Annotated in this window: 8 protein-coding genes; 3 read left to right on the top strand and 5 right to left on the bottom strand. The window is 61.2% G+C overall.

The window, feature by feature from the left end; all coding sequences use genetic code 11:
• Positions 1-63: 63 nt before the first annotated feature.
• Positions 64-1,731, bottom strand: a complete 1,668-nt coding sequence (locus VKT51_07225; GenBank protein HLJ83941.1) for a S53 family peptidase — start codon at positions 1,729-1,731, stop codon at positions 64-66.
• 118 nt (positions 1,732-1,849) lie between these two features.
• Positions 1,850-4,645, bottom strand: a complete 2,796-nt coding sequence (locus tag VKT51_07220; protein ID HLJ83940.1) for an adenylate/guanylate cyclase domain-containing protein — start codon at positions 4,643-4,645, stop codon at positions 1,850-1,852.
• Between the two features lie 87 nt (positions 4,646-4,732).
• Between VKT51_07220 and VKT51_07215 the strand changes: the two genes are divergently transcribed.
• Both VKT51_07215 and VKT51_07210 read left to right on the top strand, forming a co-directional pair.
• Entirely contained in the window at positions 4,733-5,110 is a 378-nt protein-coding gene (locus VKT51_07215) for a VOC family protein (GenBank protein HLJ83939.1), read from the top strand.
• 118 nt (positions 5,111-5,228) lie between these two features.
• Positions 5,229-6,350, top strand: a complete 1,122-nt coding sequence (locus VKT51_07210; GenBank protein ID HLJ83938.1) for a hypothetical protein — start codon at positions 5,229-5,231, stop codon at positions 6,348-6,350.
• Between the two features lie 124 nt (positions 6,351-6,474).
• On the opposite strand, the gene VKT51_07205 is transcribed toward VKT51_07210, so the two are convergent.
• The 3 genes from VKT51_07205 to VKT51_07195 all read right to left on the bottom strand — a co-directional run bounded on the left by VKT51_07205 (position 6,475) and on the right by VKT51_07195 (position 14,495).
• Entirely contained in the window at positions 6,475-10,275 is a 3,801-nt protein-coding gene (locus tag VKT51_07205) for a TonB-dependent receptor (protein HLJ83937.1), read from the bottom strand.
• Positions 10,276-10,419: 144 nt separating this feature from the next.
• Entirely contained in the window at positions 10,420-13,185 is a 2,766-nt protein-coding gene (locus VKT51_07200) for an adenylate/guanylate cyclase domain-containing protein (protein ID HLJ83936.1), read from the bottom strand.
• An 83-nt stretch (positions 13,186-13,268) separates the two neighbouring features.
• On the bottom strand, positions 13,269-14,495 hold the full coding sequence (locus VKT51_07195) for an MFS transporter (protein ID HLJ83935.1): 1,227 nt from the start codon (positions 14,493-14,495) through the stop codon (positions 13,269-13,271).
• 80 nt (positions 14,496-14,575) lie between these two features.
• Between VKT51_07195 and VKT51_07190 the strand changes: the two genes are divergently transcribed.
• Positions 14,576-15,253 (top strand): helix-turn-helix domain-containing protein, encoded by a 678-nt coding sequence (locus tag VKT51_07190; protein ID HLJ83934.1) that lies wholly within the window; start codon positions 14,576-14,578, stop codon positions 15,251-15,253.
• Positions 15,254-15,296: the final 43 nt, after the last annotated feature.

Genomic DNA, 15,296 nt, shown 5'->3' with positions numbered 1-15,296 from the left:
TTCCAAGAGACACATGAGATCGTACACCCAATCGGTGAAAAGGGGCTGAATCGCGTCGCCGGTTTATCTTCGAAACAGCTTGACGAAATTGTTGACGAGCATCGCGCCGATGCCCGACATCTGGTCATAGCCCGGGCCGGCATGATACGGCGGAATGCTGCCGGACGTTATGTCGCGGAAGTTGGCCGTCGTGCCGTTGCCGTACCCATGAGCCAACCAAGTCTTATAGAGCGTTACGTTAAAATCGCCGGCTCGCGCTCCTTCCACTTGATTGATCTCGGTGAGCGAGGCGCCGAAGATCGGCGATGACATCGAGGTGCCGCCGATCGGTCCCGACCAGAATCCTCCATAGAAATACGATCCGCCGGTTCCCGGGTCCGCGTCAAACGCCAAGTCGGGGAGATTGCGTCCGCCTTTGATGACGTGCGGCACGTTCTGCTGCCACGTCGGAACTGCGAAGAGCTTCGAAATGCCGCCGCCCGTGCTATTCCAACCGATTTCCCCGGTTTCGTTGCCATTGCCGTCGACTGAGAGCGTGGTGCCGCCAATGGCTTCGCCGTGCGGAATGTCGACGGGCGTTCCAACCGCGACGCCCGAGCAGCCATCCCAGGACGACCCCGTGTCCCCGGCCGACGAGTGGAATGTGATGCCGAGGGCGTTACCCTGTTTGGCGACAGTATTCAGCGACGCCGGATAGCCTTTGTGGATCGCCGTCTCGCAGTACCCGTAACTCGAGTTGAGGGTGTCGACTTTGTCGTCACTCACGACTTGGTTGAAGATGTCGATGAAATTCGCGTTGGTCGGCTCATCGTACGTCACCTCGTAGACGTAGAGCGCCGTGCCGGGCGCGAGTGACGTGATCTGCTCGACATCCAGCGTCGTCTCGATCGAATCTGGACCATCACCGGGCGGCGGTCCGCCATCGACGAGCACGCGCGTGGTCTGGGGGCCGGTGCGTTTGATGCGGAAGTACGCGAGAAACGAGTTAAGATCGCTATTGAGGAAGTCGGCATCCGTCGCGACGCCAGACGCGTGACCGGCGCCTGTGAAGCCCTTCGAGGACGGTAAATCGTACGACCGAGTGAAGACGAGCGGTCCGTAACCCCCGTCCGGCCCGAAAACGGGTGCCGTGTCGGGGCTGACTGCCGGAGCGATCAAGCGCCGACCCGCTCTTGGGCTGAATGCGATAGTCGGGCGCATGCGACCGACGGCGTCCAAGCCCTGAACGCTGAAGACGAGATCGCCGATCTCGGCCGGCACGATGCCGGGAAGTACGTTTGTATACGTGATCCGGCCGTCTGCGGTGAGAACACGGTGGATATCCGTGCTGAAATAGCGCGCCGCGATCGGCGCGGGCGCGACCGCATCCACGACGGTGCGGTTCGCAAAAATATGCGTGATCGTGAACCCGCCGCGCCGCAGCGATGCGATGACGCTTCCGTACTCTGCCGGTGTTGCCGCAAAGTAATTCGAAAACTGCTCGGGCGTGAGGAAGTGATGAAAGAGAGGAGAAGCCGGATCTGCTTGCGCCTGCGTCAGCGACTCGAGCTCTGCGTCGCGATGGTAGTTCAACACGACTGCGACGCGCACGCGTGTGCTTTCCGATGCTCGACCATAGTCACGGACGCCGGTGACCGTTCCGATCTCGATCGGAGAAGTCGACGCAGCGGCGACCGCGGTGCCGAGCGCAAACGTCACGATCGCGCCGAAAATCGAAAAGCGAGCAAGCATGAAGTTCATCCTCAAAGAGCGAGCGATTGATGCGATGTCCGTTACGTTTGCGCGAAACAGCGACCTCCGAGCGTGCTGATTTAGGACTTTGGGCCGGGGAATTCTAGTAGGTTCCGAATCAAAGTAAGTCCTCACACGTCGACATAGCAAGTCCGACAGCGCGATCTTCCGTCCAAGCAGCGCCTTCGGCCGCTAGCCGCTCGATCTCAGAATCGTCCAAAGTTCTTCGAAGCTCGATCATGAGCTTCTCAAGACACCACTTCTCGGTGTACTCTCGTTCGTAGCTCAGCGCACGCAAACGCGCGTCGACATAAGCGAGAAGCCGTGCGCCCTCGCGCGCATCGCCGCGGATGGCAGCGAGCTGCGCGAAATGCTGCAGCACGATCGCGATGCCGAGCGCGTGCTGCTCCTGCAGCGCACACTTCAGGCCCTCACGCGCGGCGCGAAGCGCCGCATCATAATCACCGGAGGCGATATTATACGCTGCGAGATTCGTATTGCTGATGGCGAGGTAGAACATGTTGTGCGTGCCGAGCGTGACGTCGCGGGCCTCTTCAGCCATAGCGGTCGCGCTGTCGAGGTTTCCTTCAAAAAAGTCGAGCTCAGCAATGTTGCCAAGGACGACCGCGGAGCCGGCATCATCCTCCAAGGACTTGAATATCTCGAGCGCTTGTGCGAATACTTTGCGCGCCTCGGCGGATTCATGGCCAGGAGATCGATAGAATAGTCCCTGCAGATTGAGGCACGCCGCTACGCATCGGGTGTTGCCGCAGTCGCGGCTCGCGAGCAGTGCATGTTCGCACTCGCGTTCTGCTTCCTCGATCCGGCCCATCTGATGGAGAGCGAATGCCGCATAAAATTGCGACCACGCCGCGCGCCTTGGCTCAGCAAACGTTTCATAGAGCGCGAGCGCGCGCATCGCACATTCGTATTTGGGCTTTGCGTGGACTATGCCGGCGAGCGCGAGCCAGAGCCGAGCCGCTTCCTTCGGGTTAGACGATTCATCCAGGCGCGCTTGCGCGCGACCGATCCAATAGCGGCCCTCAGCCATGAGTCCACCTGTGGTCCACAGCCGTTCGAGACTTCCCGCGATAGCGGCGCCAAGTGGCACGTCGTGCTCGTCAGTTATCGACCACTCGAGCGCCGCCCGGAAGTTGTCTCGCTCGACTTCGAGAAGGGCAAGCGGCAATGGGCTCGGGACCCTGAGGTGCGTCTGGTCTGCGAACTCCGCCAGCCTCTTGAAATAGGCGGCGTGGCTTGCGGCCAGCCGCTCGCGTTCGCCTAAAGCATTTAGTTTTGCCAACGAGTACGCGCGCGTCGATTCGAGCAGCCGATAGCGCTCCTCTTCTCCCAACGTGTCCGCGACGATCAGCGACTTGTCCGTCAATGACGACAGCAGATCGAGGATCTCGACTTCATCGACGGTTCCGTCGGCGCAAATCGTCGCCGCGGCATCCAGCCCAAAACCGCCCGCGAATATCGCCACCCGTGCGAGCAGTGTCTGCTCGGATTCGGTCAGAAGATCATAGCTCCAATCGATCAAGGCCATGAGCGTCTTCTGGCGCGGCAGCGCTGTTCTGTTCCCGCCGGTAAGGAGTTTGAACCGATCGTCCAGTCGCTTTGCGAGATTGGGAATCGTCAGCACTTTGACGCGCGCCGCGGCAAGCTCGATGGCAAGCGGAATACCGTCCAACCGTCTGCAGATATCCGCGACGACGGGCGCCGTGTCGTCCGTGAGTGAAAAGCGCGAGTCCGCCGCGCTTGCGCGTTCGACAAAGAGCGCGATCGCTCCGTACTGATGCGCCTCTCCGGCTCGCATTTCGCCGAAGTTTGCCGGAACGGCAAGCGATGGTAGTCTATGGACGACTTCTCCATCGATGCCCAGCGCCTGCCGCGACGTCGTGAGAATGCTCACGCCGGCGCAACCGCGCACTATCGCCGCGGAAAGGCGAGCCGCGGCTTCTACGAGGTGTTCGCAATTGTCCAGCACGAGAATGAGGTTCTTGCGCTTGAGTCGTTCGACGACGGCTTCATCGACGCGCCGGTCCTGCGCTTGCGACATGCCGAGCGCCTGAGCGACCACGCTTGCGACGAGTTCCGGATCGCTGATGGGCGCCAAGTCGGCGAACCAAACTCCGTCCGGGTACCGATCGATGAGGTCCGCTGCCACTTGCAAGGCAAGTCTGGTCTTTCCCACGCCGCCAGAACCGAGCAGCGTCACCAGTCGATGCTTCGTGATCAGCGCCTTGATCTCGTCGACGTCCTGCTCGCGACCGATGAGGCGCGTCAGCTGCACCGGCAAGTTGTTCGGCCGCGCGTCGAGCGACGAGAGCGGTGGAAAATCGGCCGCCAAACCTGCGATATCGAGCTGCCAGACGTGTTCCGGTTCCGTGAGATCCTTGAGCCGTCGCTGTCCGAGATCAGTGAGCCATACGCCGCTCGGCAGCGATATCTCAGCCGACTCGCGCATCGCGCCGGAGAGAAGCACTTGACCGCCGTGGCCGATCGACATGAGCCGCGCCGTCCGATTCACGGCAGGTCCGAAGTAATCGCCGTCGCGCTCGGAGGCTTGGCCGACATGCAGACCGATTCTGACGCGAATGCCGTCGACAGCCGCAAAGTCTGCGCCCGCGAGTTCGCGCTGGATCTCAATCGCGGCGGTCACAGCGTCGCGCGCTGAAGAAAACGCGGCGCAAAACGCGTCACCGGCCGTTTTGAAAACATAACCGGTGCCGCCCTCTATCGCACCGCGCACAATCGTATCGTGGAGCTTGACGGCAGCGTCCATGGCGTCTCGGTGCTTGTCCCAACGCTGCGTCGAGCCTTCGATGTCGGTGAAGAGAAAAGCGACCAAGCCCGAGGGTAAACTGTCCTCTCGAAGTCTAGACGACACAGCTCGCTTCGACTCGGTCATGTCGCGCGCCATTCGCTCGAGAGAGGAGAATGTCCGCGCCGGACGGTACGCTGTTCAACCCTTCAGCCGGACACAAAAGGTGCAACCATGGCAACTGCGAGCAAGATCGGAATTCGAGGCGTCGACACGACGATGTATCTGGTCAAAGACGTCGACCGCGCGACGAAATTCTATACTGACGTGTTAGGATTTGCTCCTACGCTCAGCTTCGGCGTCGGAGCCGAGTGGACGTTTCCGACCGGCGAAACATTCGGCATCGTCAAACCGCCTACCGCGCCTTGGGAGAAGTCGGGTGGCGTGCACTTCGGCGTCGACGATATCAAAGCTGCGGTCGCGGCCTGCAAGGCAAGCGGCATCACGTTCGAGGACGACGCGAAGATCTATGAGACGCCCGGGTGCTTTCTCGCGTTCGCGCACGATAGCGAGGGCAACGAGTTCATTCTCCATGAATTGAAGCCGCGCTAAGAGGAGGCTTTCGTGTCCGGTTCGGCCGGCTTGCGACAATAGCGGCGCCGCGCAACCTGCATACAATGCGGGTCGCGCGGTTTTGTTTCTTCATCGATCTTAGAGGAGGAGACTGGAAATGATCAGCGGTTCGCGGTTTGTGGCGGTGGGCGCCTCAATCACTTTAGTCGGAGCCCTTTTCTTGCACGGCGACACTTCGCGAGCGGCGCGTACCGTGCGCCCGGATATCACATGTTCGAGCCCGTCGCCATGCATCGAGTATGACAACACCAGCACGGGCACGGCGATCAAAGGCAATTCGACGGCCGGAAACGGCATCGTCGGAACGACGTTCTTCAATAGTACGTCGGTGAGCAACGGATTGGCAGGCGTGACCGGCTCCGATTCGAGCACCTCCGGAGCGTTCGACAAGGGTGTGTTCGGCACGACAAAAATCGGCGCGGGCGTCAAAGGCACGGCCGTCACGGGCGTGGGCATTTGGGGCAAGGTGACCGGTGCTGGCACCGCGGTGCGGGCGGAGACATCGAACGCTAACGCGACGCTCTTCGACGGCAGGGGCGTGGGCAGTGCGCAGGTATTGCGAGTCGATGCAAACGGCGACGAATTTGCATCCGGCGCGATATTCGGCGGCCAGTCGTTCAACTCGGTTGAGGGCGTCGACGGCGAGGGGACGTTCGAAGGCACGATCGGACAAGGGTTGTCAAGCAGCGGGACCGATCTCTACGCCACGGGTGTTGCCGGTGCACTGATTCTCGACGGCGTCAATAGCGGCAACGTCCAAGTGCTCAAGATCGACGATTCAGGAAACGAGACGATCACGGGCCAGATCATCACCGCAGGCATCTGCTCGTCTGGCTGCGTGAACGCGCATCAGCCGGGCAAGCGAGTGATCTCCTACATGCCGCGCGAAGCAGAACCGACCATGGAAGATGTCGGTGAAGGCCAACTCGTCAACGGGCGCGGTTATGTTTCGATCGCGTCGGACTTCGCAAGCGTCGTCGACCGCACGCGTCAATACTTCGTGTTCCTCACGCCGAATGGCGATAGCCGCGGCTTGTACGTCAGCGACCGTACGCCGACCGGGTTTACCGTCCGGGAAAACGGCAGCGGTCGATCCACGCTCTCGTTCGACTACCGCATCGTCGCCAAACCCTACGGCGAGTCGATGCCGCGGCTGCCGAGCATGAACTTCGCGGCGCAGCCGAAGCTCCCGCGTCCCGTGGGACTAAACAACCACTAGGGCGGAAAGCGAGGCAACCGTCATACTCGTTGAAAAAATCGCGCCGATTGGAACTGTGGTCAGCAGTTTCATCGGCGCGGCGCTCATCCTCTGGGGCTTCGACCTGCTAATCCATCTCGGGTAGTTACATCTTCACCTGTAGTTGGAAGTAGAGCTGCAACGGTTGCGGCAAGTTGGCCGAGTTGACGTCGCCGTACGCGGGTGCGTACGGAACTGTGAAGTATTTGTTGAGTGGAACGCCGTTCGCGTTGATGTCGTTCGGACTTGCGCCGTTATAGAAGTTGGAGATGAAGAACTTGTTGTACGAGTAGCCGCAAGCCACGTTATTGGGCGGATAGGCCTTCGTCCACGGCTCGCTCGATCCGCCGAAACATGCATTTGCCAGGTTCACGATCGACAGGTTGGCGGTCGTGCGCGGGCTGATGTCGTACGACATCTGCAGCCCGAGGTTGAACTGCCAGGGCTGACGGTACTGTCCGAAACCGTTGAATTTGCCGGTGTACGGACTCGGAACCCATAGATAACCTGGCGACGAACCGCTTGCACCAACCGCCGCGTGACTGCACGACGTGTAATCGGCGGTGAGAGGGTTGGGCGCGCCCGTGATGCCTTCGCTGCCCTGATTCGCCGAGCACGTGCGAGGATCGAGTCCTTGGAAATCCGCGGGCGTGCCGTACGGGGCGCCCTCGTTGAGCGAGAACGCCGGCGTGATCGCGAACTTTCGGACTCGCTCGTTGAGCACGAGCGCGAACGTGTTCGGCGAGACGTACGGGAAGTCGAGGCCAGGCGTGTACCAGCCGAACTTGTCGAGCAGCGGCTGCTGCGCCACATTGTAGTACGGGTTGAGGATCGATGTAGCGCCGCATGTCGGATCCGGTGTACCGTCACCGCTGTTCGCATAGCACGGCGACCCGCCGCCTGCTTTGGTCAGAGCGTTGAAATTGCGGATGTCCTCGTTGTACGGGTCCACCGCGTTGATGGGTACGCCGGCGTAGTTGCTCCACTTCTCGGCTGCGTTCGTGTACGTGTACGCGAGGTAGCCTGAGAGGCCGCTCTTGTTGAAGTCGCCTTTCGTCAATTCCAACTCCACGCCGTCCACGCGTTCCGTACCGCCCGTGAACGATGGGGAGACGCCGAACAGCGTGGGAATGCTGACCGTCTCATAGAGCTGGTCCGTCGCCCACCGGTAGTACGGCGTGAACTTGAAGCCGAGGTCCGTGCCGGGGAAGTTGTGTTCGATGGACGCGTCATAGTTGTTCGAGAACTGCGCCTTCGCCGCGTGGAACGGCGTGTTGTAGCCGAACTGCATGAACCCGACGAGCTGGGCGGCGAGATTCGGCTCCAGGCTGTTATACTCGATCTCGTAGTTCTGCGGCTCTTGCGCAAAGCGGCCTGCCGACAGACGCAGCACGGTGTTCGGGTTGAGCGAGTACGTCAGCCCGAAACGCGGTTGGAAGTACGTCTGCGTGTAGTTCGACGGCACAGCGTCGGTGAGCAGGATGTGACCGTTTTTGCCATCCGGGTGAACCGTCTGTACGCCGTTGACCATTGGACAGTTGAACGAGACGTACGGGCTGACGCTGTGGAGAAATTGCGGCGGTTCGGGCACGATCGCCGGTTGAAATGTCGTGGGATCGTAACAGAACTCCGCGCGTGCGGATGCGTACCAGAAGTCCTTCGCAGGCGATGACACCGGTGTGATGATGTACTCGTCGCGATCGAGGCGCAGGCTGGAAGTGATATCGAGTCGTCCGTTGGGTTTCCACTCGTCGCTGATCGAAAAATTGGCGAGTTCGGGCTTGACCGAGTTGATCTCCGCCTGGTTGCCGGTGAACGTCAGGCGCCACGCAGCGTTTGCCGCGCACGCCGGCGCCGGAATCGGATTGGGCCCGCCGCTGGAGCAGGTGAGGTTCATCGGATTGGTCGGATCACCGTCCGGCGATCCGGTCGGGTCTTCGAAATCGCCCTGCGTGATCGGATCGTTGCACGGAGCGACTTGCCCCGCGGTGACCTGGTCGACGCCGTTTGCAAGGGAGCCGTCCATCTGCGCATAGCATTGTGAGCCGTTCGTGAGATTGCTCACCTGCTGGAACGCTGTGTTGAAATCGTTGAAGTTGTAGTAGCGAAGCGTGCGCGACTCTGAATAGTTGAGCGTGGCGGTGAGCTCGTGGATCGGCGAGATCTGGTTGGCATACTGCAGTTGAGCCCCGCGCGTGTGCGCGCCGACCTCGTAATCGAAGTTCGTGCCGCCGAGGTTCACGGAACCGAACGGACCGGTGATGCCGTCCTGTACTGCGCCGCTCCGATTCGTGTCAGAGTAGAAGATGTAGCCGAAGCCTCGCAAGTACGACGTGGCGTTCAGGTTCGCCTGATACTGCGCTTTGACCACGCTTGCCAATTCCCAACGTCCGTCGCGATAGCCGATGGGCAATTGGGAATTGCCGGTCGGAAAAGACGAGGTGATCGGGCAACCGTTTGGAATCGGCAGCGGGAAATCGCCGATGCCGGTCTGGTTCAGACAGCGGCCGCTCGGCGAACCCGGGAATCCGTATCCGATCACAGGCGCGTTGGCGAGTCGGAGAAACTGCGTGCCCGCACCGTAGGTGTAGAAATCCGGCCACTGCGGGGTGTAGGCGTAACCGATATTCTCGAGAGCCGGCAGCAGCGTACCAGCATCGAGCGCGCTGCTGTAGTATTGTCCGAACTGCGACGAATTCGAATACAGGAGTTGGATATCGTCGCGGCCGTTGTCGCGTTTGTGCGGCACGCCGAAATGGAGATTGAGGACTCCTTCGCGTCCCATCAGGTTCGATAAGAAATCGGTCTGCGGGCTTACCACACCTAAGCAGCCGGGGTCGCTGTTGATGAAGCTCGTGGCCGGGTTCGTGTAGAGATTCGGGTTTTTCGGATCGCATGTCGGGTACACGGCGGGCCAGAACGGCAGATTCGTCGTGATGTTGCTCGGGTATGTCGAAGGGAACTCGTCCATCAGCGACGCGCCGTTGTCGTTCGTGAGATAACGCAGCCCTTGATTGTATCCGCTCAACCCGGCGTAGTAGGAGAAGAGCCGATTGTCCGTGGCGCCGCCATATTCAAAGGAGAGGTCGTTGTAGAACGTCGGTGACCCCATGCGGCCCGAGAAGTCGAAGAATCCAGGTACCGTGCCGGAGCGCACGACTTGATTGATGAAGCCGGCGAGGCCGGTCGCGTCGGAGCTCGCGGCGCCGCCGCCCGTGTAGATCTGCAGTTCCTCTTGGCCGAGCGTGGAGAGCGAGGACGACGGATAGTTGTCGAATGAGCGGTTCATCGGCACGCCGTCGTACTCGTAGCCGATCTGATCGTAGTAGCCGCCGCGGATATACACAGTCTGGTTCACGCCGTTCTGATTGGGCGGCACAAACGCGCCAGGCATCGAGGCGATCGCCGAATACGCGTTGTTCAGTCCGCCGCCGCCGCCCAAGGTGGCCGCCGCGCGCGTCATCGCCGTATTGACTGAATAGACGTCCGTGGTGGTGCCCGGCCGAACCGGGCTGATCGACGACCGCGCGATGGCTTGGATCGTGCCGATCGTTTTCGGCGCGAAGTCCAAACGGACCGCGATATTCTGGCTCTGGTCGGAGAGGATGCTGATGCCGAGGATCCGCGAGCTCGCGAAGCCGTCTTTGCTGACCGTTACGGTGTACGTGTCCGGTATGAGCGAGAGAAACTCGAAGTGGCCGGCTCTATCGGTGGCTCCTGTCGCGGACTCCGACGGGCTCGTGACGCTCACCGCGGCCGAGGCGATCGGTGCGCCGGTCTTCGAATCCACGACCGTGCCGCCCAATGAGCCCGTGGTGCCGGCGTTCGCCGCTTGCACGAACACCGTTACGGTGAACAGCGCAAAGCTCGCAACGACGAAAAATAGACGCCAAAGCGAAATCCGCATAAGAGCCTCCACGAGATGACGGTGACTGGCGGTCACATTGGACGGCGATGCGGTCAATCATTTCGCCAATACTTGCGAATAATGACCAGGCGCGTCAAAGAATGGCGGAGTCGAGGATATCGCGCTATCGATCCGCGCCCCGCTTCAAATCTGTTGCGCCGCTTCTGTTGCCCGATCTTCCGACCACGACGCACCTTCGGCCGCCAGGCTCTCGATCTCGGCATCGCTGAGCCGCCTGCGCAGCGCGGCCATGAGCTTGTCATGGCCCCATTTCTCGATAGATTCTCGTTGTAACCCGAGCGCTCGGTATTGAACGTTGACATAGCCGATGAGGCGCGCGGCTAGCCGTTCTTGCTCGCCAAGGGCACCGACCAGCCCGACATTTTGCAGGCCGATTGCGGTGAGAAAGGGACTTTCCGTTTTCCTCGACAGCCGCAGCGCCTTGCGGGCGGCAGCGCGCGCGCCATCGATATCCCCCACGGCAACGCGGCAAACGGTGACGTTGAGATGACCGATGGCCTCGTCTTTTATCCCCCCGGACATTTGCAGAACCTCTTCCATCAAGGTCAGCGCTTCCGTAAATCGACCGTCTATGAACTCCAACACAGAGAGGTTGCCAAGCGACGTCACAATGCCGCTCTGGTAGTCCAGGCCGCGTGCGATAGCCAGAGACTTCGATTGTGCGTCACGACCCGCCGCGATGTCGCCGCGCGACTCGTAGACCGCACCAAGCAGGCTGCGGCTGGCCGCCTCTCCGAGTTTATCTCCTTGTTCGATCATGCCCGCGAGCGCGACCGAAGCAGCTTCGTGCGTATCATCGAGGCGGCCCATTTGGAAGAGCGCCGACGCTTGGCGGTACATGCTCCAAGCTTCTCCGTGACTGTCTCCCGACGTGCGGCAAAGTGCAAGCGATCGCTGAGCGCATTCGTACGCATACGCGCCGTCATGAATGGCCGCGAGCCCTCGCCATAACCGGGCCGCCAATCGAGGTTGAGTCGACTCGTCAATCTGCGCCTGCGCGCGTTCAATCCAAAAACGTCCTTCAGCCGCGATTCCGCTGGTCCACAGCCGTGTGAGCGACCCGGCGATCAATGCGCCTGCCGCCGCGTCGTGGCCCGCGGTGAGTGTCCACTCCATCGCCGCGCGGAGATTGTCGAGATCTGGTTCCACACTCGCCACCCATGCCGCGTTCGATCCTGTTCCGGAGCGCTTTTCCGCATCGAGTGACAGGTCGCGGAAGTACTCCGAATGTTTGCGAGCGAGTCGTTCGCGATCGCCGTCTTGAGCGAGCTTTTCGAGTGCATAAGCGCGCGTCGACTCAAGCATTCGGTAGCGTTCGCGCTCGCCGGTCGTATCGGCGATGATAAGCGACTTGTCGACAAGCGACGCCAGCAGTTCAAAGATGTCGTCTGCCTCGAGTTGGTCGCCGCCGCACACCGTAGTCGCCGCCTCGAGGCTAAAGCTGCCGGCGAAGATGCCGACGCGATTGAACATGGTCTGCTCCGGCAGCGTGAGCAAGCCAAAGCTCCAATCGATGAGCGCCGCCAGCGTCTTCTGACGTGGGAGCGCGGTGCGGCTTCCGCCGGTGAGCAGCCTAAAGCGGTCGTCGATGCGCCGGGCGAGGTTGGGGATGGAGAGGACTCTCACACGCGCAGCCGCGAGCTCGATCGCGAGCGGAATGCCGTCAAGTCTGCGGCAGATCTCGGCCACGATCGGCGCAGTATCTTCGCTGAGCACGAACCGCGTGTCGGCGGATTTCGCGCGATCGACGAAGAGCGCCAAAGCGCCGTACTTCAGTGTATCGGCGAGCCGCACGTCGACGGAATGGTCCGGGACCGCAAGCGATGATAACCGGTGCACGACTTCACCGTTGAGGCCAAGCGCTTGTCGCGATGTTGCGAGTATTTTGACGTTCGGGGCTGCCGAAAGGATAGCGTCCGCCAGCGTCGCCGCCGCGAATAGCACATGTTCGCAATTGTCGAGGATGAGGAGCAGATGTTTGTGCTTCAGCCACTGCGGAATGACCTCGTCGACGCGCTGATTGCCGCGCTGCGGCATGCCGAGGGCACCGGCGACCACCCCCGCCACAAGTTCCGGATCTCTGAGGGGCGCGAGATCGGCGAACCATACACCGTCGGGAAAGTAATCCAGTAAGTCGGCTCCGGCTTGGAGCGCCAATCGCGTCTTTCCAACGCCGCCGGCGCCGAACAGCGTGAGTAATCGGTGCCGGTCCATGAGAGACTTTGCTTCTTCGAGATCCTCTTCGCGCCCGACGAAACTCGTCGCCTGGATCGGGAGGTTGTTGGGTCGTGCATCCAGCGAGTTGAGCGGCGGGAACTCGACGGGCTGACTATCGACGGCCAGCTGCCAGACGTGTTCGGGGCGCGTGAGGTCTTTGAGTCGATGCGAACCGAGGTCGATCAGTCTCGCATTTGACGGAACGTGACCGCGGAGGCTCTCCACGACAGCGCCGGAAACAAGTACTTGGCCGCCATGGCCTATCGACATCAACCGGGCGACGCGATTCACCGTCGGCCCGAAATAGTCGGCATTGCGCTCCTCGGCGAAACCGGCGTGCAGACCCATGCGGATGCGAAGGCCGTCTACACTCGAGAAGTCCTCTTCAGCGAGATCGCATTGCGCGTCGATCGCGGCCGCGACCGCGTCCGCTGAAGACTGAAAGACGGTGCAAAACGCGTCACCGATGAGTTTGAAGACGGAACCATTGTGGCGCGCGATCGCGGCGCTCAAGATCTGCTCGTGACGTGCGAGAGCTGCCTGCATCGCACGTGGGTGCAATTCCCAACGCCGCGTGGAGCCTTCAATATCCGAAAAGAGAAATGTCACCTCACCTGTAGGCAAGGTACGGAGACCCGGAGTCTTCGATTGAGGCCGGCCCGCGCGCCGCATGGGCGCCGACATTCGGTTGCGGCCCAGTTGGAACCTAGATTACGCCGAGAGCACAGGCGTTTCCGAGGAGTGGGGCCGCCCGGTCACTCGATATCTCTCACCGGTTTGTGCAGTGCGGCCAATATGGTGACCGCGAGCATCAACGCGGCAGAACCGGCGAACATCCCAGCGACGCTCCATGCAACGGCGATGCCCGCAAAGGCAAGCGAGAGGGGTTGCAGGCCGACGGCGGCTAGCATGATGACGCTCATGGTCCGCCCGAGCATGTCGCGATCAACGCGCTGCTGGAACCATGCGACGAGGTGGACATTGAGATAGCCCGACGCGGCGCCCATAGCGAACAGCACAGCACTGAGGGACCACACTTGCGTCACAACGCCGAGCAACGCAGTGCCGAGCGCCACCATAAAACTCACTGCAAGCATCAAGACGCCGCGCCTGTGCGGCGTATGTATGCCGGCCGCGACTGCGCCCGCGAGACCACCGGCGGCAACGGAGGCGACGAAAACACTAAACGCGATTGGCGAGCCGAAATGCTGTTTCGCGATCCACGCAAGTCCGATCGAAACCGGACCAGCAACGCAGAAGTTGAGCGCCGCTGCGACAAACAGCAGCGAGCGCATCGCGACATCGGCGTTGATGTAACGCAATCCCTCAGCGATCGAGTTGAGGATGCCGCTGCGCGCTTTGCCGGCTTGCGACATCGGCGGATCGGGAATCCGCCACAACGCTGCGATGACGAAGAGAAAACTGAATGCGTCAATGAAGAACGCCCACGCAGTTCCCAAGAGTTTGACGAGCAGTCCGGCCGGCGCCGGTCCGATGATCATAGCCAGCTGCTGCGTACTCTGGGTGATGGAACTGGCGGCTGGAAGCTGCTCTCTTTCGAGGATGGAGGGCACAAGTGTCTGAGACGCGGGGGCGGCGAAGGCGTCCGCAATCCCGAAGGCAAGCGCAAGGAGGTAGATCTGCCAGAGTGCGACGACATGCAGAGCGACGAGCGCGCCTATCGCTGCGACACATACGGCTCGCACTGATGTCGTGACAAGCAGTATCCGGCGCGCAGAAAGACGATCGGAGAGCACGCCGCCCACGAGCATAAGGACGGCCGTGGGAATCGCACCGGTCATCATGACGGTGCCGAGTGCGACGCCCGAGGTGGTGAGCTGGAGGACGAGCCACGGCAGCGCCACGAGATAACACTGATCCCCCAGACCGGAGATCGCGCGACCGGCCCACAATAGCCGGAAATAGCGATTGTGAAGCGGAGAAGTCGCCTTGGTAGAATCGGCAAGAACGGCTGTCACCATAGTCGAATGTAAATGTAAACCTACATTCACTTTTTGTCAAGACCCGCGTTTCGGCCGGCATGCCGATGTGAGAAGGGAGCATGGCTAAGAAGCCTCTAGCGCCTCAGCAGGCGCGCAGCCGCAAGTCTCTCGAGGGACTGATGAAGGCTGCCCGAGATATCCTAAATGAAAAGGGGCTCGAGGGTGCGACGGTCCCCAAGGTCGCCGCGCGCGCAGGCCTGTCGCCGGGTTCGGTCTATCGACGCTTCCCCAACAAGGACGCCCTCATGCGCGCGGTCGTCCTGCAGACGCTTGAGTCACTCGACGCGGCCACCGCATCCGCGCTGACGTCGGACAAGGCCGAACGTTTGTCGCTCCCGGAGTTCGCGGAAACGATGGTGCGCCAAAGTCTGGCGACCCAGCGCCGCAACGCCAAGATGCTGGGCGCGATGCATCAAATCATCACGTCGCACTCGAGCGCGGCGTTCAAGAAGAAGACGGTCGACCTCAGCGTTCGATCGGTGCAGCGCGTGGCGGACTTCCTGTTGTCGAAGAAGGCTGAGATGAACCATCCCGATCCGCGCCAGGCGGCCATGTTCGCCATAATGCTCGTCGGGTTCACGCTGCAGGAGATCATCGTGTTCGACGCGTTGCCCGGCGTGCCGGATCCGCGGCTGCCCAAGACCGACGACGAGTTGGTTGCGGAATTGACGCGGGCGTTTCTCCGCTATCTCGGCGCGGAGCGCAAATCGAAAGGCAGGCGGGCTAGTAAAAGCTGATGTTAGACCTGCATACCTCTTTGGAAATCTGCGCGGATTCGAT

Source organism: Candidatus Eremiobacteraceae bacterium, assembly GCA_035295225.1.
GTDB lineage: Bacteria > Vulcanimicrobiota > Vulcanimicrobiia > Eremiobacterales > Eremiobacteraceae > JABCYQ01.
The sequence above is the reverse complement of the archived record's forward strand: the minus strand, read 5'-3'. Positions and strand labels throughout refer to the sequence as shown.

What these genes read in the sequence shown, in the direction of transcription:
- VKT51_07225 (HLJ83941.1), bottom strand. Translation starts at nt 1,731, where the DNA reads ATGCTTGCTCGCTTTTCGATTTTCGGCGCGATCGTGACGTTTGCGCTC.
- VKT51_07220 (HLJ83940.1), bottom strand. Translation starts at nt 4,645, where the DNA reads ATGACCGAGTCGAAGCGAGCTGTGTCGTCTAGACTTCGAGAGGACAGT.
- VKT51_07215 (HLJ83939.1), top strand. Translation starts at nt 4,733, where the DNA reads ATGGCAACTGCGAGCAAGATCGGAATTCGAGGCGTCGACACGACGATG.
- VKT51_07210 (HLJ83938.1), top strand. Translation starts at nt 5,229, where the DNA reads ATGATCAGCGGTTCGCGGTTTGTGGCGGTGGGCGCCTCAATCACTTTA.
- VKT51_07205 (HLJ83937.1), bottom strand. Translation starts at nt 10,275, where the DNA reads ATGCGGATTTCGCTTTGGCGTCTATTTTTCGTCGTTGCGAGCTTTGCG.
- VKT51_07200 (HLJ83936.1), bottom strand. Translation starts at nt 13,185, where the DNA reads ATGCGGCGCGCGGGCCGGCCTCAATCGAAGACTCCGGGTCTCCGTACC.
- VKT51_07195 (HLJ83935.1), bottom strand. Translation starts at nt 14,495, where the DNA reads ATGGTGACAGCCGTTCTTGCCGATTCTACCAAGGCGACTTCTCCGCTT.
- VKT51_07190 (HLJ83934.1), top strand. Translation starts at nt 14,576, where the DNA reads ATGGCTAAGAAGCCTCTAGCGCCTCAGCAGGCGCGCAGCCGCAAGTCT.